Source organism: Anianabacter salinae (genome assembly GCF_019061145.1).
Taxonomy (GTDB): Bacteria; Pseudomonadota; Alphaproteobacteria; order Rhodobacterales; family Rhodobacteraceae; genus Anianibacter; species Anianibacter salinarum.
Genome location: NZ_JAHQZS010000001.1, coordinates 871,111 through 891,268 on the forward strand (window position 1 = coordinate 871,111; position 20,158 = coordinate 891,268).

Annotated in this window: 20 protein-coding genes; 13 read left to right on the forward strand and 7 right to left on the reverse strand. The window is 67.9% G+C overall.

Annotated elements, in window-relative coordinates; translation table 11 throughout:
• Position 1: 1 nt before the first annotated feature.
• Both KTJ87_RS04295 and dksA read right to left on the reverse strand, forming a co-directional pair.
• On the reverse strand, positions 2-1,174 hold the full coding sequence (locus KTJ87_RS04295; protein WP_267137823.1) for an FAD-dependent oxidoreductase: 1,173 nt from the start codon (positions 1,172-1,174) through the stop codon (positions 2-4).
• 84 nt (positions 1,175-1,258) lie between these two features.
• The gene (gene dksA / locus KTJ87_RS04300; protein ID WP_267137824.1) at positions 1,259-1,681 is read right to left on the reverse strand and encodes an RNA polymerase-binding protein DksA; all 423 of its coding nucleotides are present in this window, start codon (positions 1,679-1,681) and stop codon (positions 1,259-1,261) included.
• A gap of 331 nt (positions 1,682-2,012) precedes the next feature.
• Between dksA and KTJ87_RS04305 the strand changes: the two genes are divergently transcribed.
• The 10 genes from KTJ87_RS04305 (at position 2,013) to KTJ87_RS04350 (ending at position 10,101) form a co-directional block, all read left to right on the forward strand.
• Positions 2,013-2,843, forward strand: a complete 831-nt coding sequence (locus KTJ87_RS04305) for a hypothetical protein (protein ID WP_267137825.1) — start codon at positions 2,013-2,015, stop codon at positions 2,841-2,843.
• A 100-nt stretch (positions 2,844-2,943) separates the two neighbouring features.
• Positions 2,944-3,783: an AAA family ATPase gene (locus KTJ87_RS04310; protein WP_267137826.1), complete on the forward strand. Its 840-nt coding sequence runs from the start codon at positions 2,944-2,946 to the stop codon at positions 3,781-3,783.
• Between the two features lies 1 nt (position 3,784).
• Entirely contained in the window at positions 3,785-4,234 is a 450-nt protein-coding gene (locus tag KTJ87_RS04315) for a GNAT family N-acetyltransferase (protein WP_267137827.1), read from the forward strand.
• Entirely contained in the window at positions 4,231-5,610 is a 1,380-nt protein-coding gene (locus tag KTJ87_RS04320; protein ID WP_407650460.1) for a DUF2927 domain-containing protein, read from the forward strand. Before KTJ87_RS04315 ends, KTJ87_RS04320 begins: the two co-directional genes overlap by 4 nt.
• Positions 5,611-5,613: 3 nt before the next feature.
• Positions 5,614-5,781: a hypothetical protein gene (locus KTJ87_RS04325; protein ID WP_267137828.1), complete on the forward strand. Its 168-nt coding sequence runs from the start codon at positions 5,614-5,616 to the stop codon at positions 5,779-5,781.
• A 141-nt stretch (positions 5,782-5,922) separates the two neighbouring features.
• Positions 5,923-7,110: a vWA domain-containing protein gene (locus KTJ87_RS04330; RefSeq protein WP_267137829.1), complete on the forward strand. Its 1,188-nt coding sequence runs from the start codon at positions 5,923-5,925 to the stop codon at positions 7,108-7,110.
• Between the two features lie 4 nt (positions 7,111-7,114).
• The gene (locus tag KTJ87_RS04335) at positions 7,115-7,483 is read left to right on the forward strand and encodes a hypothetical protein (protein ID WP_267137830.1); all 369 of its coding nucleotides are present in this window, start codon (positions 7,115-7,117) and stop codon (positions 7,481-7,483) included.
• A complete protein-coding gene (locus KTJ87_RS04340) occupies positions 7,480-8,088 on the forward strand; it encodes a DedA family protein (RefSeq protein ID WP_267137831.1) in 609 nt (202 codons plus the stop codon). Before KTJ87_RS04335 ends, KTJ87_RS04340 begins: the two co-directional genes overlap by 4 nt.
• 74 nt (positions 8,089-8,162) lie before the next feature.
• A complete protein-coding gene (locus KTJ87_RS04345; protein WP_267137832.1) occupies positions 8,163-9,323 on the forward strand; it encodes a cytochrome P450 in 1,161 nt (386 codons plus the stop codon).
• Positions 9,324-9,399: 76 nt separating this feature from the next.
• Complete coding sequence (locus tag KTJ87_RS04350; protein WP_267137833.1) at positions 9,400-10,101, forward strand: M48 family metalloprotease; 702 nt, start codon at positions 9,400-9,402, stop codon at positions 10,099-10,101.
• 61 nt (positions 10,102-10,162) lie between these two features.
• Here the strand turns inward: KTJ87_RS04350 and cobS are convergent, their stop codons facing one another.
• Positions 10,163-10,924: an adenosylcobinamide-GDP ribazoletransferase gene (gene cobS / locus KTJ87_RS04355; protein ID WP_267137834.1), complete on the reverse strand. Its 762-nt coding sequence runs from the start codon at positions 10,922-10,924 to the stop codon at positions 10,163-10,165.
• Between the two features lie 75 nt (positions 10,925-10,999).
• Between cobS and cobT the strand changes: the two genes are divergently transcribed.
• Positions 11,000-12,016 (forward strand): nicotinate-nucleotide--dimethylbenzimidazole phosphoribosyltransferase, encoded by a 1,017-nt coding sequence (gene cobT / locus KTJ87_RS04360; RefSeq protein WP_267137835.1) that lies wholly within the window; start codon positions 11,000-11,002, stop codon positions 12,014-12,016.
• A gap of 5 nt (positions 12,017-12,021) precedes the next feature.
• Here the strand turns inward: cobT and KTJ87_RS04365 are convergent, their stop codons facing one another.
• Both KTJ87_RS04365 and KTJ87_RS04370 read right to left on the reverse strand, forming a co-directional pair.
• Positions 12,022-13,923, reverse strand: coding sequence for a monovalent cation:proton antiporter-2 (CPA2) family protein (locus tag KTJ87_RS04365; RefSeq protein ID WP_267137836.1), 1,902 nt, complete (start codon positions 13,921-13,923; stop codon positions 12,022-12,024).
• A gap of 147 nt (positions 13,924-14,070) precedes the next feature.
• On the reverse strand, positions 14,071-14,544 hold the full coding sequence (locus tag KTJ87_RS04370) for an Lrp/AsnC family transcriptional regulator (protein ID WP_267137837.1): 474 nt from the start codon (positions 14,542-14,544) through the stop codon (positions 14,071-14,073).
• Positions 14,545-14,666: 122 nt separating this feature from the next.
• On the opposite strand from KTJ87_RS04370, the gene hppD reads away from it, so the two are divergent.
• Entirely contained in the window at positions 14,667-15,770 is a 1,104-nt protein-coding gene (hppD, locus tag KTJ87_RS04375; RefSeq protein WP_267137838.1) for a 4-hydroxyphenylpyruvate dioxygenase, read from the forward strand.
• Positions 15,771-15,959: 189 nt separating this feature from the next.
• Here hppD and KTJ87_RS04380 read toward each other — a convergent pair whose 3' ends face one another.
• Positions 15,960-18,659 (reverse strand): hypothetical protein, encoded by a 2,700-nt coding sequence (locus KTJ87_RS04380; protein ID WP_267137839.1) that lies wholly within the window; start codon positions 18,657-18,659, stop codon positions 15,960-15,962.
• Between the two features lie 160 nt (positions 18,660-18,819).
• Here KTJ87_RS04380 and KTJ87_RS04385 point away from each other — a divergent pair, with 160 nt between their 5' ends.
• The gene (locus KTJ87_RS04385; RefSeq protein ID WP_267137840.1) at positions 18,820-19,527 is read left to right on the forward strand and encodes an SIMPL domain-containing protein; all 708 of its coding nucleotides are present in this window, start codon (positions 18,820-18,822) and stop codon (positions 19,525-19,527) included.
• Positions 19,528-19,531: 4 nt separating this feature from the next.
• On the opposite strand, the gene KTJ87_RS04390 is transcribed toward KTJ87_RS04385, so the two are convergent.
• Positions 19,532-20,152 (reverse strand): hypothetical protein, encoded by a 621-nt coding sequence (locus KTJ87_RS04390; RefSeq protein WP_267137841.1) that lies wholly within the window; start codon positions 20,150-20,152, stop codon positions 19,532-19,534.
• Positions 20,153-20,158: the final 6 nt, after the last annotated feature.

Consider the following 20,158-nt stretch of genomic DNA (forward strand, 5'->3'; position numbering starts at 1 on the left):
GCTATTCGTCTGCCGTGACGTCGAGGCCATAAAGCCACTCGAACCGGCGCAGCGCGGCGGTGGGCGCGATCCTGCCGCCCAGCCGCAAGGCGGTGTGCGCGGCGCGCCGGACAAACGGGCTTTGCAGGTGGTAGTTGCGGGCGTTGCCGTTCGCCGCCTCGATGGCGCGGATCACGCGGGGGCGGCGGCGCGCCTGATAGAGCGCCAGAGCGTCCGGCGTGTCGGTGCGTGCCAGAAGGTCGGCCAGAACCCAGGCGTCCTCGAGCGCAAGGTTCGCGCCCTGTGCCAGAAACGGCAGCGTCGGGTGGGCGGCATCGCCAAGGATCGCCGACGCGCCGTCGTGCCACACGGGCGCGACCGGATGGCGGAACAACCCCCACAGGTGCACCGCCTCCGCCTCGTCCAGACGGGCGCGCAGCCAAGGGTGGAACCCGGCGAAGGCGCGGCGCATCTCGTCCGGGTTGCCGGGGATGTGCCAGCCTTCCTCGGCCCAGCCGTCCCGTTCCTCGACCGCCACGATATTCAAAAGCGTTCCGCCGCGCAGGGGGTAGGTCACGGCATGCCGCCCGGGGCCCATGTGCACCTGCGCCTCGGGCGGGGTGCCGGGCGGCGCGGGCACCAGCGCGCGCCATGCCACCTGTCCTGTAAAGCGCGGGGCGGCCGAGCCATTGAGCCGCGCGCGCAGGCCCGAATGCAGACCGTCCGCGCCGATCAGAAGGCTGGACGACACGGTCTCGCCCGCGGTGGTTGTCAGAACGGATCGCCCCCGGTCCTGCCGGATCTCGGCGACTTCGGTGCCGGTGCGGACCGTCACGCCTGCCGCCTGCGCCGCCCTGAACAGACAACCGATCAGGTCGGCGCGGTGGATCAGCAGGAACGTCCGGTCCGGCGCATGGCGGGCAAGATCGAGATGCAGAACATCGCGCCCGCTTGGCCCGTCGATCAGCCGCACGCCGGTCGAGCGCGCCGCAGCCCCGCGCACTTCGGCGCCAAGGCCCAGAGCTTCCAGCACGGCAAATCCGTTCGGGCTGATCTGAAGCCCGGCGCCGACCTCGGTGATGGCGGGCGCGCGTTCCAGCACGGTCACAGCGGCGCCGCGATGCGCCAGCGCCGTTGCAACGGCCAGCCCGGCAACGCCCGCGCCGATCACGGTGATGTCCTGCCCGATCAACATGCCTGCGCCATCCCTGTGCCGAACATGAAAACGCCGGAACGGTGGACCGCTCCGGCGTGATATTTCCAGACGGACGCCACGCGATCAGTCGTCGCGGTGAACCTTTTCCCGGCGCTCGTGCTTTTCCTGCGCTTCCAGCGTCATCGTCGCGATCGGGCGCGCATCGAGACGCTTCAGCGAGATCGGCTCGCCCGAGACTTCGCAGTACCCGTATTCGCCGTTCTCGATCCGGCGCAGCGCCGACTCGATCTTGGACACCAGCTTGCGCTGGCGGTCACGGGTGCGCAGTTCCAGCGCGCGGTCGGTTTCCTCGCTGGCGCGGTCGGCGATGTCGGGCACCGCGCGGGCGCTGCCTTGCAGACCTTCGATGGTGTTGCGGCTTTCCGACACCAGCTCTTCCTTCCAGGCGTGCAGCTTGCGGCGGAAGTATTCAAGTTGACGATCGTTCATGAACGGTTCGTCTTCTGCAGGACGGTAGTCCTCGGGCAGAAAGATTTCGGCCTTCATCCCGTTATCCTTTTGCTCGCCGGTCATTGTCATGGACTGAGTCTCAGGCATCCCGGCCCTCCACGCCGACCCTCTAACCGAACGCATTTGGGATGTCACTACGCGAATGCCGTTGATGACGTCTGAGAAACCTATCGTTTCCAATGCATTTTGCCGTGTTGCGAAGGCGGGTGACGATTCCCTATAGGACGATCACGGGGCCGTGATAGGATGACGGCGCAGCGCGGTGACGACGCAGGGGGCGTGGGGCCGGACAGCTTGCGCGGGGCCGGGGTTTGCCGGACCGCGAGGACGGCCCGGCCATGCCGGGCACAAGGGGACACCCACCACCATGAAGCCTACCGCTATTCTTTCCGCCTGCCTGACCCTTGCCGCGCTGGCGGGCAGCGCCGGTGCCCAAACCATTGAGGCCAAACCTTATTTCAACAACGTGCGCGGCTGGAACGTCGTTGCCTTCATCGACAACGGCCGCCACGCCGGCTGCGGGATGGAACGCCCCTCCGGCGCGTTCGACTTCGGCCTCGGGCGCGAGAACGGGGCGTGGTTCCTGTTGTTCCCGTCCAATGCACAGGACGGCGCGACCTCTTCGGCCATCATCGACCTCGACCGGTATTCGGAAGACTTCCAGCTTGTCAGCCGGATGGGCCTGTGGGGCGCTCCGCTGCCCGAAACATGGGTGCGCCAGATCGCGGGAGGCTCGTCGATGGTCGTGACCATGAACAACCGCCAGTTTCCGATGTCGCTGTCCGGGACCTCCGCTGCGATCCTCAAGGTCGAGGAATGCGACGCGCGGCAGGGTGGCGGGATGGCCGTCGCCGTTCCCGCTGTTCCGCAGCCGATGCCCCGTCCGCTTGTGCAGCCGCCCGTCGAGAGCGATGCCGCGCGCATGGGCGCCGGGTGCCCGGTCTATGGCAGCTTTCGCTCGCCCGACCTGCAGGACTATGCCCGCGTGACCTTCTACAACACCCGGCCCCATGCGGTGACCGTCTACTGGCTCGATCATGCGGGCCACACGGTCGAGATCGCGCCGCTTCTGGGCGGGGAATCCTCGACCATCGACACCACGGCGGGGGCCTATTTCCTCGCCAAGAACTTCGAGGGCACCTGTTTTGGCGGCGTGATCGAAGCGGCGTTCGGCGAGTCGGACTATTTCATCCAGTGACGGCGCGGCGCCGGTGCAAGGCGGCTTCGGTCCCGGTGCCTTGCATCGGGGCCGGGCCTCGCCTACCCCTTCGGGCAACCACCGCCCCAAGGATGCCCCCATGCAGTTCACCGGAACCAAGGATTACGTCGCCACGGGCGATCTGACCGTCGCCGTCAATGCCGCGATCACGCTGGAACGCCCGCTTCTGGTCAAGGGAGAGCCCGGCACCGGCAAGACCGAACTGGCGCGGCAGGTCGCGGGCGCGCTGGGCCTGCCGATCCTTGAATGGCACATCAAGTCCACCACCCGCGCGCAGCAGGGGCTTTACGAATACGACGCGGTCAGCAGGTTGCGCGACAGCCAGCTGGGCGACGAACGCGTCAACGACGTGCGCAACTATATCCGGCAGGGCAAGCTGTGGCAGGCGTTTCAGGCTGACGGCCGCGTGGTGCTGCTGATCGACGAGATCGACAAGGCCGACATCGAGTTTCCGAACGACCTTCTGCAGGAGCTCGACCGGATGGAGTTCCACGTCTACGAGACCGGCGAGACGGTGGCGGCGCGGCAGCGGCCCATCGTCATCATCACTTCGAACAACGAAAAGGAACTGCCCGACGCCTTCCTGCGCCGCTGTTTCTTCCACTACATCCGCTTTCCCGAGGCCGATACGCTGCGCCGCATCGTCGAGGTGCACCATCCCGGCATCAAGGACGCGCTGCTGACCGAGGCGCTGACCCGCTTCTACGAGATCCGCGAAACGCCGGGGCTGAAGAAAAAGCCGTCTACATCCGAGGTGCTGGACTGGCTCAAGCTGCTGCTGGCCGAAGACCTGTCGCCCGAGGACTTGCGTAAGGATGGCGCCAACGCCCTGCCCAAGCTGCACGGCGCGCTTCTGAAGAACGAGCAGGACGTTCACCTGTTCGAGCGGCTGGCCTTCATGGCCCGGCGGGAGCGGTAGGGTGGCCGTCACGATCCGCCCCGTCAACGCCGGGGACGAGGCCGAGTGGCGCAGGCTGTGGACGGCCTATCTGGCGTTCTACGAGACGACCGTGCCCGAAGAGGTCTATGCCGCCTCTTTCGCGCGGCTTCTGTCGGACGACGCGCACGACTTTCACGGCCTGATCGCCGAGGTGGATGGCCGCCCCGCGGGCCTCGTGCACTACCTGTTTCACCGTCATATGTGGCGCACCGAAAAGGTCTGCTACCTGCAGGATCTTTACGCCGATCCCGATGTCCGGGGGCAGGGGATCGGGCGCAAACTGATCGAAGCGGTCTATGACGCGGCGGACACAATGGAGTGTCCGCGTGTCTACTGGCTGACTCAGGACTTCAATGCGACGGCAAGACGGCTCTATGATCGGATCGGGCAGGTAACGCCGTTCATTAAATACGACAGGCCGAAACCATGATGAAATTCCTCGCCGGAGCCGCGCTTGCGCTGCTGACCGCCTGCGCGGCGCCGTCGCCCGGGGACAACGGCGCGGGTGCCGCCCGCCTTGACGGCATGCCGCTGGCGCTGCCGCCGATGAAGACCTTTCCGACTGCGACCAGCCACCGCGCGACGCGGTCCAACGCGGATATCGCGCGCGATTTCATCGATCTGTCGTTCCAGCTTGAAAGCGGCCGCGCGATCCCGGTGATGAGCCGCTTTGAAGGCCCGATCAGCGTGCGCGTGACGGGCGACGTGCCGCCCAGCATGGGCCCCGATCTGGCGCGGCTGCTTAGCCGCCTGCGCCGCGAAGCCGGGATCTCGATCAGCCAGGTGCCCGCCTCCGCCGCCGCCTCGATCACCATCGAGGTGGTGTCGCGCCGCGATCTGCAGCGGTCCGTGCCGCAGGCGGCGTGCTTTGTCGTGCCGCGCGTGGCAAGCTGGGACGAATACCGCGGCGACCGGCGGGGCACGCTGGTCGACTGGACGACGCTGACCACCCGCGAACGGCTGGCGATCTTCATCCCCGGTGACACCAGCCCGCAAGAGATCCGCGATTGCCTGCACGAGGAACTGGCGCAGGCGCTCGGCCCGCTCAACGATCTCTACCGGCTGCCGGATTCGGTGTTCAACGACGACAATTTCCACACCGTGCTGACCGGCTTCGACATGCTGGTCCTGCGCAGCTACTACGACCCCGCGCTGTCGTCGGGCATGACCCGCGAGCAGGTTGCGCAGCGTTTGCCGATGATCCTGGCGCGGCTGAACCCCGCGGGGCAGGGCGTGCCGCCTCGCCCCGCAGGCGCCAGCCCGCGCGCCTGGATCGACGCCGTGGAAGAGGCGCTTGGCCCGCGTGCCACGCCGCAGCGCCGCCAGGCCGCCGCCCGCCGCGCGGTGCAGATCGCGCAAGGCCAGGGCTGGACCGACAACCGCATGGCATTCTCGCTGTTCGCGCTGGGGCGGCTGTCGCTCTCCGGCGAAAGCGACGTGGCGCTGGCGTCCTTCCTGCAGGCCCGCAAGATCTACGACTCGCGCCCCGAGACGCAGCTACATGCCGCGCATGTGGCGATGCAGCTTGCGGCCTTCGCGCTGTCGTCGAACCAACCGCGCGCCGCGATCGAACTGGTCGACGGCAGCATCGCGCCCGTGGCCGAGGCAGAGAACGCGGCGCTTTATGCTACGCTCCTGATGATAAAGGCCGAGGCGCTGGATCTTCTGGGCGAGGCGGCGCAGGCGCGCGCGGTCCGGCTCGACAGCCTTGGCTGGGCGCGATACGGCTTCGGCGCGGACGCGGCGGTGCGCGAACGGGCATCCGAGATCGCCCAGCTGTCGCCGCGCAACAGGACCGGGGGCTAGGGCATGATCGCATTGGGATGCGCGCTGATCGGCGCGCTTTGGGGCGGCTGGCTTGCGCGCAAACGCAAGGGCAACGCCTATGACATGGCGCAATACGCCGCCGGTTTCGGCATCTTCTTCGGGCTGGTGGGCCTGTTCGGCGGGATGATCGTGACCGCGCTGTTCGGCTGACCCGGCGGCGCGCCGGTTGTGAGACCGGATATTTTTTGCGTATTTTGGCAAGGATGAATGAAGGGTGCTTGAGAGTCGGCTTTCCGTTTCTTCTTTGAACCAAATACGCATTCCCCGTAGGCCACGGGGCAAGGGGCCACGATGTTTCTGCCGTTTTTCGAGACCTTGCGCGCCGCGAAGCTGCCGGTGTCGCTGCGCGAATACCTGACCTTTCTTGAAGCGATGCGCGCGGGTCTTGTGACCTATGACATAGATGGCTTCTACTATCTTGCCCGCGCTGCGATGGTGAAGGACGAGCGGCATATCGACCGCTTCGACCGGGCCTTCGCCGCCGCGTTCCAGGGGTTGTCCGGGATGTCCGCGCAGGATGTGCTGAACGCTGTCGACATCCCCGAGGAATGGCTGCGCAAGATGGCCGAGAAGCACCTGTCCGAGGAAGAACGGCGCGAGATCGAGGCGCTGGGCGGCTTCGACAAGCTGATCGAGACCCTAAAGGATCGGCTCAAGGAACAGGAAGGCCGCCACCAGGGCGGCAGCAAATGGATCGGCACCGCCGGCACCTCGCCCTTCGGCGCCTATGGCTACAACCCCGAAGGCGTGCGCGTCGGCCAGCACGAAAGCCGTCATCGCCGCGCGGTCAAGGTCTGGGACAAGCGCGAGTTCCGCGACTACGACGACAGCGTCGAGATCGGCACGCGTACGATCAAGGTGGCGCTCAAGCGCCTGCGCAAATGGGCCCGCGACGGTGCGCACGAGGAACTGGACCTGAACGGCACCATCCGCGCCACCGCCGAGAACGGATACCTCGACGTCAAGACCCGGCCCGAGCGGCGCAATGCGGTCAAGGTGCTGCTGTTCCTCGATGTGGGCGGCTCGATGGACGACCATGTCCGCGTCGTGGAAGAGCTGTTCTCGGCGGCGCGCACCGAGTTCAAGCATCTCGAACACTTCTATTTCCACAACTGCCTTTATGAAGGCGTCTGGCGCGATTCGCATCGCCGCTGGACCGAGCAGGTCCCGACCTGGGACGTGCTGCGCACCTACGGGCCGGACTACAAGTGCATCTTCGTGGGCGATGCCGCGATGTCGCCCTACGAGATCGCCTTTCCGGGCGGCGCGAACGAGCACTGGAACCCCGAGGCGGGCCAGACCTGGCTGGCCCGTGCGCGCGACCAGTGGCCCGATCACATGTGGATCAACCCGGTGCCGGAACGCCACTGGGCGCATACGCAGTCGACCGCGATGATCCGCGAGATCCTTGGCCCCGAGCGCATGGTGCCGATGACGCTTGCCGGGATCGAACGCGGCATGCGCGTTCTGGGGCGCTGAGAAGATGCCGCGCCTGTCCTTTGCTGGCCGCTTGCGGGCTGCCTTTCGCGCCCAGCCCTGGCTGACGGCGGCCTTTGCCGTGGCACTTGCGCTGGCCGTCGTCTTCACCGGCCGCGCGGTGCTGTTCGCCGTCTACTGGACCGATCCCGATCACCGCGTCCAGGCCATCGAGGGCTGGATGACGCCGCGCTATGTCGCCCGCAGCTGGCACATGACGCGCGCCGACATCGAGGCGGCGCTGGGCGAGATGATGCCGCCGCCCGGGGAACGCCTGACGCTGGACGAGATCGCCGAGAAGGAAGGGGTTCCGCTGGAGGAGCTGATCGCGCGGATCGAGGCGGTCGCGGCGGATCGCGGGCATCCCGGCCCATGATCGAGACACTGTTCCTTCTGGTCGCCGACTACGGTGTCCTTGCCATCGGTCTGGCTGCATTCCTGTCCTGCCTGTTCCTGCCGATCCCGACGTCGCTGCTGATGCTGACGGGCGGCGCCTTTGGCGCTTCGGGCGACTTGGAGGTCGCCGAGGTGGCGGGCGCGGCCTTTGTCGGCGCGGTTCTGGGCGACCAGGTGGGGTTTCGCATCGGGCGCTGGGGCGGCGAGGCGATCCTGGACCGGATCGCGCGCAACGAGGCGCGGGCAAGGGTGCTGGCGCGGGCGCGACGCGTCGTGGAACGCCGCGGCGGCGTCGGCGTGTTCTTTTCGACCTGGGCCGTCGCGCCCCTTGGCCCTTGGGTCAATCTGGTGGCGGGGGCGCTGGGCATGAACCCGTTGCGGTTCACCCTGTGGGACATCGCGGGCGAGGCGATCTGGGTCACGCTTTATGTCGGGCTTGGCTACCTGTTCGCAGACAACATCGAGACGGTGGCGGGGCTGATGAGCAACCTGTCGGGCGCCCTCGCAACGGGGGTGGTCGCGTTGCTGCTGGGTCTGTGGCTGCGCGCCGCGCTGCGGGCCGAGCGCAAGCGCGACAAGGCCTGAGCGCCGCGCATGAGGCTTGAGCCGAACGCATGCCTCGGTCACTGTGTCCCCGGCCATGGGGAGGGCGCGAGCGGATGTCGACAGCACCGGTCTACGAGATCGACGTGGCGGCGTTTCATGCCGATCCCTATCCCGACCTCAAGCGGATGCGCGCCGACGCTCCGGTGGCTTTCGTGCCGCAGCTTGGCGCCACGCTGTTCACCCGGCGCGAGGCCATCGCGCGTGAGGAAAAGCGCACGGATGTGTTCTCCAGCGATCAGCCGCAGGGGCTGATGACGCTGCTCATGGGCCAGAACATGATGCGCAAGGACGGCGAGGCCCATGCCGCCGAGCGCCGCGCGACGTTTCCCGCCTTTTCGCCTCGCACCGTGCGCGACGTCTGGACCGCGCAGTTCCGCAGCGCGGCGCATGCGATCCTGGACCGGATTGCCCCCTCGGGCGGCTGCGATCTGGTGCGCGACTATGCCATGCCGGTGTCTGCCGAGGCACTGAAGGCGATCACCGGGCTGACCAACATGGACTGGCGCGAGATGGACCGCGTCAGCCAGGGCATGATCGACGGCATCGCCAACTACACCGGCGATCCCGCAGTCGAGGCGCGATGCCGTGACTGCACCGCGTCGATCGACGCGCATATCGACGCGCGCGTGGACGCGCTCAGGGCGGCGCCTGATCTGTCGCTGGTCTCGGTGCAGCTTGAGGCGGGGCTGCCGATGGACAGTCTTCGGGCCAATGTGAAACTGGCGATCTCGGGCGGGCAGAACGAGCCGCGCGATGCCATTGCAGGGGCGGCATGGGCGCTTCTGACCCATCCCGATCAGCTTGCCTTGATCCGGGCGGGCGGTGCTGACTGGCGCGCAGCATTCGAGGAATATGCGCGCTGGATCTCGCCCATCGGCATGTCACCGCGCCGGGTGGCGCGGGCGGACACCGCCGAGGGCGTGACATTCGCGCCGGAAGACCGGGTGTTCTTCATGTTCGGCTCGGGCAACCGGGACGAGGCGGCGTGGATGGACCCGGACGTCTTCGACATGACCCGCGACACGCGCGGCTCCCTCGCCTTTGGAGCCGGGCCGCATTTCTGCGCCGGGGCTGCCGCGTCGCGCGCGATGATTGCGGATGTCGCGCTGCCGCTCCTGTTCGAGCGTTTGCCAGGGCTGCGCCTTGCGGGCGATGTACATATCGCCGGATGGGCGTTCCGGGGGCCGACGCGGATGCCGGCCGCATGGGACTGATCCTTGCGGCGCGGTGCAGCGGGCACACACGCGCCCGTGTCTGGACAGCGGGCTGCGCGGCCCCCACATCTCACCCATGTTGAAATTCACACCGCTCCTTCTGGCGCTTCTGTACGGGATTGCGATGTATCGCTTCTCGTCGTGGCGCACCGCGCGGGAACTGGACGCCAGATCGGCGGAACTGGCCGATCCCGGATTGCACAAGGTGCTCGCGCCCATGGCCAAGGCGCTGGAGGTCGAGCGGGTCAAGCTGCACATTTACGAGATCGACCCGGTGAACGGGCTGGCCGCCCCCGACGGGCGTATCTTCATCACGCGCGGCTTCTACAACAAATACCGCAGCGGCATGGTCAGCGCGGAAGAGATGGCAAGCGTCGTGGCGCATGAACTGGGCCATGTGGCGCTGGGGCATTCGCGGCGGCGGATGATCGACTTTTCCGGCTCGAACGCGCTGCGGATGGGGCTGGCGATGGTGCTGTCGCGGTTCCTGCCGGGGATCGGCGTGCTGATCGCCAATGCGCTGTCCTCGCTGCTCAGCGCCAAGTTGTCGCGCAGCGATGAATACGAGGCGGACGCCTATGCTGCCGCTCTGCTGACCAAGGCGGGGATCGGCACCGAGCCGCAGAAGTCGCTGTTTCGAAAGCTGGAAAAGCTGACATCCTCGGGCGCGGCGCCGATGCCCGCCTGGATGATGAGCCATCCCAAGACGTCCGAGCGCATCGCCGCCATCGAGGCGCTGGAATCGCGCTGGAACACCGCGCGCCTGCCGGGCGACTAGGCGCAAATCCTCATTCAAGGATTTGCCCGCAGAGTTTCCGTGAAACTCTGCCCCGCGCGGCCTAGGCCGAGGCGAGGACCATAAGCGCGGCGATCTCGGCCAGTTGTTGCGCGGCGCCCAGCACGTCCCCGGTCTGTCCACCGATCTTGGACCGGGCGACCAGCGCGGCAGCGGCGCAGACGACCGCGACGGCCAGCGCGACGGCGAAGATGCCAAAGCCGACAGCCACCAGCCCGATCCCCGCGGCGACGAGCACGCCAAGCCAGATCGTGCCCGCTTCGGGCCGTCCGGTCGCGTGCGACAGGCCGCCTTCGCGCGCATGGGGCAGGGCGCCCATCACCGATGCCATACCCGCGCGCGACGCCGCCCCCGCTGCGACGAATGCCCAAAGCGCGCCGCCCGCGTCCAGCAGCATGGTCAGCGCCGCCCATCGCAGGATCAGCGACAGCCCCAGCGCGATCACGCCGTAGCTGCCGATCCGGCTGTCCTTCATGATCTCCAGCCGCCGCGCGGTGTCCCAGCCGCCCCAGAACCCGTCGGCCACGTCGGCCAGCCCGTCCTCGTGCAGCGCGCCGGTGACCATCACGGCGGCGAGCAGCGCCAGCCCGGCGGCGAAGGGCGGCGCCAGCCCCATCCACAGGGCAAACGCCCCTGCCGCCCAGGCGATCGCCGCGACACAGGCCCCGGCCACCGGATAGGCCCAGGCTGCCCGTGCGCCGCGTGTCCGGTCCGTGTTCGCCAGCCCCGGCAGGCGGGTCAGCAGGGCCAGCGCCACCAGGATGTCAGAGCCCCGGGCAAGGGCGGTGTCGCTTGCGGTCGTCATCTGCCGTTTGTCCCTTGTCGCTTGCCTGCGGCAACCGATAAGCCGGGAATGCACCGCAATCAACGAGTGACTGACATGACCAAAGCCCCCGCCGATCTTGCCGCCTTCCGTGCCTGTCTGACCACGCTGCCGGGCAGCGATTCCGGCGCAGAGGATGCAGCGCGCGGCCGCAACGGATCGCTGACCAAGCCGCCGGGATCGCTCGGGCGACTGGAAGATCTGGCGATCTGGTATGCGGGCTGGCGCGGCGACGCCCGCCCGCGGCTGGAGCGTCCGCAGGTGATCGTCTTCGCCGGGAACCACGGCGTGACGGCGCGCGGCGTGTCGGCGTTTCCCCCGGAAGTGACTGTGCAGATGGTGGCGAATTTCGAGGGTGGCGGCGCCGCGATCAACCAGCTTGCCCGCGCCTTCGGGGCACAGATGACCGTCGTGCCGCTGGATCTGGACCGGCCCACCGCCGATTTCACCGCAGCGCCCGCGATGACCGAAGGCGAATGCGCCGCGGCGATGGCGGCAGGCTGGGATGCGGTCGATCCGGGCGCTGATCTTCTGGTGACGGGCGAGATGGGCATCGGCAACACCACCGCCGCCGCCGCGCTGGCTGCTGCGCTCTTTGGCGGCGGGGCCGAGATGTGGGTCGGGCGGGGCACCGGCGTCGACGATGCGGGGCTGTCGCGCAAGGCGCAGGTCGTGACCGAGGCGCTGGCGCTGCACGGCGCTGCGCTGGACGATCCGCTGGACGCGCTCGCCCGTGTCGGGGGGCGCGAGCTTGCCGCGATGGCCGGCGCGATCCTGCGCGCGCGGATGCTGCGGATCCCGGTGATCCTCGATGGTTTCATCTGCACCGCCGCCGCCGCCGTGCTGGAACGGGCGCAGGCGGGCGCATTGGATCACTCCGTCGCGGGGCACCTGTCGGCCGAGGGCGCCCATGGCCGCCTGCTTGAACATCTGGGCAAGGCGCCGCTGCTGTCGCTGGGCCTGAGGCTGGGCGAGGGATCGGGCGCGGCGCTGGCGATCGGCATTCTGAAGGGCGCGGTTGCCTGCCATTCCGGCATGGCCAGCTTTGCCGAGGCGGGGGTCAGCGAAGGCTAGCTGGCCTAGGTGCCCGTCTTGCGCGCGCCGTCGTCATCGGTGAACTGATCCAGAAGCGCGGTTTCGAGATCCTTGTTCAACTCGCGCGCGCGCTCGACATAGGCGGTGTTCTGCTCGACCGGCACGCCGGGTTTCCACAGCGAGGCCAGCTCGCGCACCGCCTCGCGGTCCATGTGATAGAATGTGGTTTCCAGCTCGTTCGCCTCGAACTCGGTCAGGCCCATGTTCTCAAGCACATAGCGGCCCGCCCGCAAGGAGCTGTCGAACAATTCGCGCACGATGTCGTTCGCGCCCGCGCGGTACAGTTCATAGACATGGCTGCGGTCGCGGGCACGGGCGACGATGTGCATGTCGGGCCGTTCGCGCCGGGCATAGGCCACAAGGCGCGTCGCCGCGTTCTTGTCGTCGAGCGCCACGACTAGCACCTTCGCCTCGGCCAGCCCGGCGGCGTGCAGGATGTCGGGGCGCGTGGGGTCGCCGAAATAGCCCTTGAAGCCGAACTTGCGCATCAACTGGATGGTCTTGAGGTCATGGTCCAGAACCGTGGTCTTGAACCCCGACATCTGCACCATGCGGTTGACGACCTGCCCGAACCGGCCGACGCCCGCGATGATGATCTGGCCCTGTTCGTCGATCTCGTCACCCTCAAGGTCATCGACCGCGTCGACGATGCGCTTGGAGATCTGGTCGTAGGCGATGAAGAACAGCGGCGTCAGCATCATCGACAGCGCCACGATCAGCAAAAGACGCTCTCCGATGGCGGGGCCAAGGACGTTCTGTTGCAGCGCGAACGAGATCAGCACGAAGCCGAACTCACCCGCCTGCGCAAGGCCGAGCGTGAACAGCCACTGGTCGCGGCCCCGCAGCTTGAACAGTTGGGCCAGGCCATACAACACCAGTCCCTTCACCAGCATCAGACCCAGCGTCAGGCCGATGATGGTGAACGGCTGCGCACTGAGGACGGCGAAGTTCACGCTGGCGCCGACGGTGATGAAGAACAGGCCCAGAAGCAGGCCCTTGAACGGCTCGATGTCCGATTCCAGCTCGTGCCGGAATTCGCTGTTGGCCAGCACGACGCCCGCCAGGAAGGTGCCAAGCGCGGGCGACAGCCCCACCAGCGTCATCAGGAACGCGATGCCGACGACGATCAGCAGCGCAAAGGCGGTGTACATCTCGCGCAGGCGCGCGGCGTGGATGAAGCGGAACAGCGGGCGCGTCGCGTAGATGCCCAGAAGGATCACCACCGCCACCGCGCCCAGCGTCACCAGCGTGACGCCCCAGCCCGGCAAGCCTTCCACCAGCGACAGGCCGCCGTGCGCCCCGTCCGCCGCGTGATCCCCGGCCCCCTGGCGGACCACCGATCCGTCCGGGCCGAACAGCGGCCCCTGCGCGACCGCCAGAAGCGGCATCAGCGCCAGCATCGGGATCACCGCGATGTCCTGCGTCAGCAGCACCGAAAACGTCGACCTGCCGCCGCCGGTCTGCATCAGGTTCTTCTCGGACAGGGTTTGCAGCACGATGGCGGTCGAGGACAGCGCAAGGATCATGCCGATGGCAAGCGCGGTCTGCAGCGGTTGTCCCAGCGCCATGGCGGCAGCGGTCACAAGGCCCATGGTCAAGAGGATCTGCAGACCCCCCAGACCCAGTAGCCTGTGGCGCATGTTCCAAAGCGCGCGCGGCTCAAGCTCCAGCCCGATGAGGAACAGCATCATCACGACGCCGAACTCGGCGAAATGCTGCAGATCCTCTGCCTCGCTGCCCGAACCGATGAAGCCGAAGACAGGGCCGATCAGGATCCCGGCGACGAGATAGCCCAGCACCGATCCCAGCCCCAGACGCGCCGCAAGCGGCACCGCGATCACCGCCGTGGCCAGATAGATCGTCGCCTGAAGAAGAAATCCGTCCATGCCTGCCCGATGCCCTTTCGTCCCGTGCCCAGTTTCCCCGGACTCCGTTCTTTCCACAAGGCAGTAACATAGCGCGATTGCGCTCCTTTCGCAGGGTGCCTGTGCGATTGGCGCAAGGCCCGGGACGCGCCCGGAGGCGCGGCAGCTTCAGGTCGGCAGCGGGGCGTCCGGCTTGAACTGGTCCATGACGATCTGGCTCTGGACGCGGGCGACGGCGGGGTGCGGCAGCAGCACGCCGTGGACCAGCGTGTTCAGCCCCGCCAGATCCTCGCAATAGACCCGCAAGAGGTAATCGGCATCGCCGGTCAGCGTCCAGGCCGAGACAATGTCGGGGCGCGCATTCACGATGCGTGCAAAGGTGCGCACCTTGTCGGGGTCATGCGTCGCCATCTGCACCTGCACGAAGGCCTGCACCCCAAGGCCAAGCCGCACCGGATCAAGGCGCGCGGCATAGCCAGTGATGTAGCCCGCCTGCTCCAGCCGCTGCCTGCGTCGTCCCGCCTGGCTGGGCGACAGGTTCAGGACCGCGCCCAATGCCTCGGCGGTCAGGTGGGCGTCCCCCTGAAGCGCGGCAAGAAGGCGCTTGTCGGTGTCGTCGAGCGCGGTGCGGGAATCCTGCATGAGAATGCACATACATGACGGAATGTGGCCATGCCAGAGCGCATGCGGGTCAAGAATGCGCGGATTTCCCGCGCCGCCGGGCGTATCTTGAGGGGAGCAATCAGACCCGGAGGATCGACATCATGGGACCCTTCCCACACGACGCCCCGAAAGCGACGATCACGGCCGACAACCCGGCTGGCACCGACGGCTTCGAGTTCGTCGAATTCGCGCACCCCGATCCGCAGGCGCTGCGCGACACCTTCGCGCGCATGGGCTACACCCATGTCGCCACCCACAAATCCAAGGCGATCGAGCTTTGGCAGCAGGGCGACATCACCTATGTGCTGAACGCCGAGCCCGGCAGCTTTGCCGCGCGCTTCGTGGAAGAGCATGGCCCCTGCGCGCCGTCGATGGCGTGGCGCGTGGTCGACGCCGACCACGCGCTGAAGCACGCGGTGTCAAAGGGGGCCGAGGCCTATACCGGCGATGACAAGACGATGGATGTGCCCGCGATCAAGGGCATCGGCGGATCGCTGATCTATTTCATCGAGGATTATTACGACACCTCGCCCTACAACGCCGAATTCGACTGGATCGACACGGCGCATCCGCAGGGCGTGGGGTTCTACTATCTCGATCACCTGACCCACAACGTGTTCACCGGCAACATGGACAAATGGTTCAGGTTCTACGGCGATCTGTTCAACTTCCGCGAAATCCGTTTCTTCGATATCGAGGGCAAGTATACCGGCCTGCGCAGCCGCGCGCTGACCTCGCCGTGCGGGCGCATCCGCATCCCGATCAACGAGGATCGGGGCGAGACCGGGCAGATCGTCAATTACCTCAAGAAATACAATGGCGAAGGCATCCAGCACATCGCGGTTGGCGCACGGAACATCTATGACGCCACCGACGCCATCGCCGCGAAGGGCGTGCAGTTCATGCCCGGCCCGCCCGATGCCTATTACGATCTCAGCTTCAAGCGGGTCGAGGGCCATGACGAGCCGGTCGCGCGGATGAAAAAACACGGCATCCTGATCGACGGTGAAGGCGTCGTGGACGGCGGCGAGACGAGGATCCTGCTGCAGATCTTTTCCAAGACCGTGATCGGGCCGATCTTCTTCGAGTTCATCGAGCGCAAGGGCGACGACGGATTCGGCGAGGGCAATTTCAAGGCGCTGTTCGAATCGATCGAGGCCGAGGAAATGGCGAAAGGCGAATACGGCGACGTCGCTGCCGAATAGGCGCGGCGCAAAAGGCCGAGGTCCGCCAGGGAGGACCGGACGGGGCGCGCGGGGGAGACCTTGCGCGCCCCGTTTTCATTGCGCTGCGCCGGGCGGAGGGGGCCGGAGGGGCGCTGCCCCTCCGGACCTCCCCGGAGTATTTCCAGACCAAAGATGGGTTCAGCAGGCTTGGCCTTGCAGCCGCGACGGTCAGCCGCGCGGCAGGGTCAGCGTCACGTTGCGGCCGTTCTTGATCAGACGCAATTCGTCCGAACCGATGGCCGCAACCTGTCCGCCATCGACCTTGTCGCCGATCTTGACCTTGACGTAGCGCCCCGAGGACAGGCGCAAGAGCGCGCGGCGGTCCGAGGCGGCGCCGTAGACGCCGATCAGGTTGAGCTGTCCAAGGCTGATCGCGTTGGACACGGTCGCGGTGCGCGCGACGTCGGCGCGCACGGGCGCAGCGGGGATCTGCGCTGCCGCGATATTGGCAGCAGGCGGGTCGGGCTCGTCCAGCTCGGTGGTGTCCAGAGACGCGGTCTGCACCGTCTCTGCCGCCCGCGCCGCAGACACGACGTCGGAGAAATTCGCCGGACGCTGGCGCGGCAGGACCGAGGCCGCGATGGCGTTCTCGGTCACCGGCAGACTGTCCTCGGGGCGCGGCGCCTCGGCGGTGTCTTCGGAGAGGGGGGCGGTGGCCAGCCCCTCGGGACGCAAGGTCGGGCGGAAGGCGGCAAGCTCGGTCAGGGTGCGGCCGCCGAGGCGTGCGCGCTCGTTGCCCTCGACCAGGTCTTCGGGCCTTGCGGGCGGACGCAGGCGGGGCAGCGTGTCCGGCGCGTCCAGCAGCGTTTCCCCGTCGCCGGTCGGCTCGGCGCCCTGTTGCGCGCCCGTGGCGGGGGCCAGACCCTCGGGCCGGGGCCCGGGCACCACCGAGGGCGCACCCGAGAACACCTCTATCCCTTCGGGCGACAGCGCGCCGTCCGGCGTGGCGACCACGAGGCCGCGATCGTCGAATTCGAAGGCGGTGCCGAAGGGCGCAGGCGCCAGTTGCGAGGCCGGGGCGGTGTCCCCGGCGCGGCCGGGCGCCTCGGGCAGGGCGAAGGCATCTTCCGAGGTCACGACAGGGTCGATCGAAGCGACGTAGAGATCGTCGAGCGATTGCGACACCGGCGGCGCGATGGGATCGGGCGCAAGTTGCCAGATGCCGGTCGCGGCATAGCGGGCCTCTGCCATCTCGGGCGTCAGCGCCTGTTCTGGCGGGCGCACGACGGGCGCCGGGGTGGCGATTTCGGCCTTGGGTGCGAGTTCCGGCTCCGGTTCGGCGGGAACGTCCGGCAGGGGAATGTCGAGACCCTCGGCAGGGTCGATGGCGGCGATGGCGTCGCCGTCCAGCGCCTCGGGCGCAAGCACCAGATCCTCGGGGCGGTCAGGCGTCAGCGCGGCGGTGTCGGGGCGGCCTGCCGCGTCTTCGATCGGCAGCGCGGGCGCGGGCGCTGAAGCCAACGGCGTCTCGGGGTCCGTGCCGGTACCGGTCAGGAACAACGAGCCAAGCGCCACCAGCACCATGACCGCCGCAAGAACGAGCGTCAGCATCATGCCGGTGCGTGCAGAGGCCTTGCGGGGCTCCTTGCCGCGCTGGCTGAAGATGGTCAGCGCCTCGGCCTCGCGCTTGGCGGGCGTGGGGTCCTTCGGGCGTCGCTCGACCGCCTTGCGGGCCATCTTTCGGGTGCGTTCGAGCATCGGGGCGACACCCGCAGCAAGCGCGCCAGTCTTCATCCGGGGCAGATCGAATGCGAACTTCGATTTCAGCGCATCGAGGCGGCCCTGCTGTGCGGGGTCCGCGTCGGTCTGGGGCGCGGATTTGCCGTTGCTGTAATAGCCGTTCTGCCGCGAGGCCGGGGCCTCGGGCGGTGCAACCGGATCGGGTGGCGCCAGCGCGGCGATGCCGATCCGAGGCGCGGCACGTTCGAGCGCCGGGGCGGCTGACAGGCTGCCGCCCGCGGGATCGGCGGTGCGGCGTGTCGAGAACGCCGGTGTGACCGACGGGACGCGCGCCTTGCCCTGGGCGGGAGCGGTCTCTGCCTCGGCCTCGGGCTTGACCACCGGCTTGGCCGCAGGGCGGTCGAAAAGCGAGTGTCCGGCAGGTGCGCGTGCGGGGGCCTTGGGCTTGGCGGGCGCCTTTTTGGCGGCGGGTGCCTCTGGCGGCTTTGCAGCAGACGGCTCGGCCACGGCTTGCGCCATCGGCGCAGGGTCATCGCGCGTTGCGGCGATCGCGGGTTCGCGCAGCGGTGAGGTGATGACCGGCTCGGATTCCGAGGTCTCGACCACCGGCCGGGCCTCTTGTTCGGGCGAAGCATGGCGAATCTCGCCCGACGTGCGCACGGGCGCCGTATCGCGCTCGACCGCTTCGCGCCGCCCCAGGAAGGTGGACGCATGAGCGGTCTGGCCGAAGAACGGCTCACCCTCGAACCAGGTGCCGTCCGGCACGGCGACGTAGGACACCGGATTGAACCGGTGGTCGATGGCAAAGCTTTCCGCCTCGGCCAGGGTTTCCTTGGCGACGACCGCGACACGGGCGTGATCGCCTGCCGCCCGGTAATCCCAGGCCAGATCCTCGACCGCGTACGGGGTCATCCCCTCAAGCGACTGACGCACCTGCAATTCGCGCGAGTGCTGGCCGGGGCCGGGCGCCGCAACCTCGCGGTAGAGGATCTCGGAATTGGGGATGATCAGCTTGGTCGAGACGCCGCGCGGTTCCAGTTCGGACGCGGTGCGCCGCAGCACGCGCATGCGCTCTGCAAGATCGGGGTCCTCGAGCGAGGCGGTGCCGACGGTCAGCCATCCCGAGGATGTCCGGTGATAGAGGGCAACGCCATCGAAACTGAGGCTGAGCGCGAAATTCGGCTTCATCGGTCGGTAATCAGGCCATGCAGCATGCGGGGAACACTCCCCGTGGGTGCCCGAACCCTAATGCAAGAGTCCGCCGAGTAAAAGGAAAAGGCGGATCGTCGCCCTTGGCACCGGCGGCTTGCCGCGCGATGTTGCACAGGACTTTCAACAGGAGGACTCCATGCGCTGGATCGTGCTTTTTCTGGGCCTTGCCCTGACCACCCCGGCTGCCGCGCAGTCGGTATCGAGCGGTCAAATCACCGTGACGGGAGAGGGGCGCGTGCAATCGGTGCCCGACATGGCCCAGATCAGTCTGGGTGTCGTCACCGAGGCCGAAGGCGCGTCGGAGGCGATGGCGCAGACCTCGGAGCGTGCCGATGCGATCATCGCCGCGCTGACGGAGACAGGCATCGCAGAGCGGGACATGCAGACCAGCGATCTGTCGCTGAACCCGATCTGGGCCGAGGACCGCACCCGCCCCGAGATGTTCGCGCGTGAGATCGTCGGCTTTTCGGCCTCGACCAACCTGCGGGTCCGGGTCCGCAATCTGGACACGCTTGGCACCGTGATGGACGCGGTGCTTCAGGTCGGCGCGAACAATTTCCAGGGGCTTTCGTTCGGACTGGCCGATCCCGAACCGGTGCTGGACGAGGCGCGCAAGGCGGCCGTCGCGGATGCGCGGCGCAAGGCAGAGCTGCTGGCAGAGGCGGCGGGCGTGTCGCTTGGCGCGATCACCTCGATCCGTGAGGGCAGCCAGGGCGACAACCGGCCGATGATGATGGAAGCAGCGATGATGCGCGACAGCGGCCCGGTCGCGCGGGGCGAGGTCGAGACCTCGGCGCAGGTCACGCTGGTCTGGGCCATCGCGCCCGGCGCGGCAGGCGAATAGCCGTTCAGTTCACCGCCACCGGGCGCGTCCGTGCGCCCGGTGGGGCCGGGCCGTAGCGCACCAGTCCCTTTGATTCGAGAACATCCAGCTGCGGCACCCAACCGTAATCAGTGTCGATGCGCACCGGCACCCAGGTCAGCACGCCGCCCTTGCGCCAAGGGTCCAGGACGATGCCGTCATACATCCCTGCGCCGCGCGCGCTGATGATCGCGGTCGAATGCTCCAGCCGGAAGGCGTTGTCGGCATTGGCGATGGCGCGGTGCACGCTGAGCGTCTGGAACCCTTCGGCCAGAAGATAATTCTCCATGTCCTCGGCCCAGTGCCAGCACAGCCCGCGCGGCTTGATCCCCATGTTCACCTTGGTGTTGTGGATGATCGGCCCGTCGGTGATCTGGTAGGCGACGGCCAGCTCGTCCGTGGCCCGGTAGGCCAGCCGCGCGGCGCGCGCCGCCTCGGCGGGGTCGACCTCGGGGGACAGCGAAAGGAAGGCCTGCGTCAACGCCTCGATCTCGGTCGGCGGAACCGGGGGGCGGCCAGAGGTCGTCATCGCCGGGCCGCCGCAGGCAGCGGTCAGCACCAGCGCCAGCACGGCAAGAAGGCGGGTCAGGGCAGGGGCAAGGCGCACGGGGTC

Coding starts and splice junctions, on each gene's coding strand:
- KTJ87_RS04295 (WP_267137823.1), bottom strand. CDS start 1,174: ATGTTGATCGGGCAGGACATCACCGTGATCGGCGCGGGCGTTGCCGGG.
- dksA (WP_267137824.1), bottom strand. CDS start 1,681: ATGAAGGCCGAAATCTTTCTGCCCGAGGACTACCGTCCTGCAGAAGAC.
- KTJ87_RS04305 (WP_267137825.1), top strand. CDS start 2,013: ATGAAGCCTACCGCTATTCTTTCCGCCTGCCTGACCCTTGCCGCGCTG.
- KTJ87_RS04310 (WP_267137826.1), top strand. CDS start 2,944: ATGCAGTTCACCGGAACCAAGGATTACGTCGCCACGGGCGATCTGACC.
- KTJ87_RS04320 (WP_407650460.1), top strand. CDS start 4,231: ATGATGAAATTCCTCGCCGGAGCCGCGCTTGCGCTGCTGACCGCCTGC.
- KTJ87_RS04325 (WP_267137828.1), top strand. CDS start 5,614: ATGATCGCATTGGGATGCGCGCTGATCGGCGCGCTTTGGGGCGGCTGG.
- KTJ87_RS04330 (WP_267137829.1), top strand. CDS start 5,923: ATGTTTCTGCCGTTTTTCGAGACCTTGCGCGCCGCGAAGCTGCCGGTG.
- KTJ87_RS04335 (WP_267137830.1), top strand. CDS start 7,115: ATGCCGCGCCTGTCCTTTGCTGGCCGCTTGCGGGCTGCCTTTCGCGCC.
- KTJ87_RS04340 (WP_267137831.1), top strand. CDS start 7,480: ATGATCGAGACACTGTTCCTTCTGGTCGCCGACTACGGTGTCCTTGCC.
- KTJ87_RS04345 (WP_267137832.1), top strand. CDS start 8,163: ATGTCGACAGCACCGGTCTACGAGATCGACGTGGCGGCGTTTCATGCC.
- KTJ87_RS04350 (WP_267137833.1), top strand. CDS start 9,400: ATGTTGAAATTCACACCGCTCCTTCTGGCGCTTCTGTACGGGATTGCG.
- cobS (WP_267137834.1), bottom strand. CDS start 10,924: ATGACGACCGCAAGCGACACCGCCCTTGCCCGGGGCTCTGACATCCTG.
- cobT (WP_267137835.1), top strand. CDS start 11,000: ATGACCAAAGCCCCCGCCGATCTTGCCGCCTTCCGTGCCTGTCTGACC.
- KTJ87_RS04365 (WP_267137836.1), bottom strand. CDS start 13,923: ATGGACGGATTTCTTCTTCAGGCGACGATCTATCTGGCCACGGCGGTG.
- KTJ87_RS04370 (WP_267137837.1), bottom strand. CDS start 14,544: ATGCAGGATTCCCGCACCGCGCTCGACGACACCGACAAGCGCCTTCTT.
- hppD (WP_267137838.1), top strand. CDS start 14,667: ATGGGACCCTTCCCACACGACGCCCCGAAAGCGACGATCACGGCCGAC.
- KTJ87_RS04380 (WP_267137839.1), bottom strand. CDS start 18,659: ATGAAGCCGAATTTCGCGCTCAGCCTCAGTTTCGATGGCGTTGCCCTC.
- KTJ87_RS04385 (WP_267137840.1), top strand. CDS start 18,820: ATGCGCTGGATCGTGCTTTTTCTGGGCCTTGCCCTGACCACCCCGGCT.